The following is a 1,677-nucleotide window of genomic DNA, read 5'->3' on the forward strand; positions in this document are numbered from 1 at the left end:
GCGCCGATGGTAGTTGGGACCTTGTCCCTGTGAGAGTAGGACGTCGCCAAGCAAGCTAAAACACAAGTCTTTTGACTTGTGTTTTTTTGTATATTTGTTTCGTTAGAAACAAGGGTGGAAATATTGCTAAATCATACCAGATGGAAAAATATTTATGAAATCATGATAAAGGCGAAGTATTTTCGCTATTTTTATTAAGCGCTCATTAAACTAGATGTATTTCGTAATAGGATCATTATTGGTCATATTTTCAATATAAGAGGGAAACCTCTCTTCTTTTATAATTAATTTCTAAAAAACTTGGCGCATAATTGAAGCTTCTATACTCTAAATGATTTAATGGTTTATGAATTATATAGCTATTTCCCCTTAAAATCCTGTATACAGTATCCCTTAACTAATAAACATTAGAGGTGTTTCTGCCGGTAAATACTTCTTTTTCATGATTGGACATCTAAATCTTCTTCATTAATATACTTTTGAAAATAAATCCGTTCATAATTTCAATAATATAGATTTGTGTAATTGCTTCCTTTGAGTTTGCAGTTTGCTCAATCTATTAAACAAGCCCGTCTATATAATTGCATTTTATATAGACGGGCTTGTTTAATTTTTTATTCTTATAATAGTAGCGTTTTGAGGGATGTTTTTTGTTATTAAGTATAGGGAAGTAGTACATAATCTATGAAAATGATACAGGTGCTTTCAATTATTATGAGAACAGCTATATTATGGCTAAATATGTAGTGAGATATAGGCATGTTGAACAAGGGGCTCATTTACAATTGAAGTGTATATGTGGGTATGAAATCTTCTTTGATTAGTAGTCGTAACTTCTTGAGGCATAAATTTTTGAATTCCGTAATGTCAGTGCTACAATGATTGAAAAATAAATGTTAATGAGGTGTTCATATGAAAATTGAAGTTTGGTCTGATTTTGTATGCCCGTTTTGCTATATTGGGAAGCGTAGATTAGAAATGGCTTTAGAGCAATTTCCACATAAGAAAGATGTTGAAGTTGAGTTTAAAAGTTTTGAATTAGATCAAAATGCTCCGATCTACTCTGGAACGAGTATTAATGAAGTGCTTGCATCGAAGTATGGAATTAGTGTTGAAGAAGCTGATCGTAATAATATACAACTAGGCAATCATGCAGCTAGTATGGGTTTGAGTTTCAATTTTGAAGAGATGAAGCCAACAAATACTTTTGATGCACATCGTTTGGCGAAATTCGCAAAGGATCAGGGGAAGGAAAAGGAGATTACAGAAAATCTACTTTTTGCATATTTCACTGAATCGAGAAACTTAAGTGATGTGGAAACACTAGCTAATATTGCTGAAGCTTCCGGTCTAGATAGGGAAGAGGCTTTAAATGTTATTCATAATAAAAATGCTTATGCCAATGAGGTTAGGATTGATGAATCAATTGCTCAACAATATAAAATTACAGGGGTACCTTATTTTATTGTTAATCAAAAGTATGCTATTTCAGGTGCACAACCACTTGAAACCTTTGTTGGTGCACTTCAACAGGTGTGGGAAGAAGAGAACCCTAAGTCTGAACTTCAAGATCTTTCAATAAATAGTACAACAGATGATTATTGTGCAGATGGTAGCTGCTCGATACCTTCAAAGGAATAATATTTAATTCTTTCTTTCTATTATGGTGTGCATAAT

The 1,677-nt window shown here is 32.8% G+C and carries 1 protein-coding gene; it reads left to right on the forward strand.

What is annotated here, in order from left to right:
* Positions 1 to 912 precede the first annotated feature (912 nt).
* Positions 913 to 1,641, forward strand: a complete 729-nt coding sequence (locus AB3X49_RS22590; protein WP_002016772.1) for a DsbA family oxidoreductase — start codon at positions 913 to 915, stop codon at positions 1,639 to 1,641.
* Positions 1,642 to 1,677: the final 36 nt, after the last annotated feature.

The sequence above is a fragment of the Bacillus sp. C30 genome (assembly GCF_040838255.1).
GTDB lineage: Bacteria > Bacillota > Bacilli > Bacillales > Bacillaceae_G > Bacillus_A > Bacillus_A mycoides.

Coding starts and splice junctions, on each gene's coding strand:
- AB3X49_RS22590 (WP_002016772.1), top strand. CDS start 913: ATGAAAATTGAAGTTTGGTCTGATTTTGTATGCCCGTTTTGCTATATT.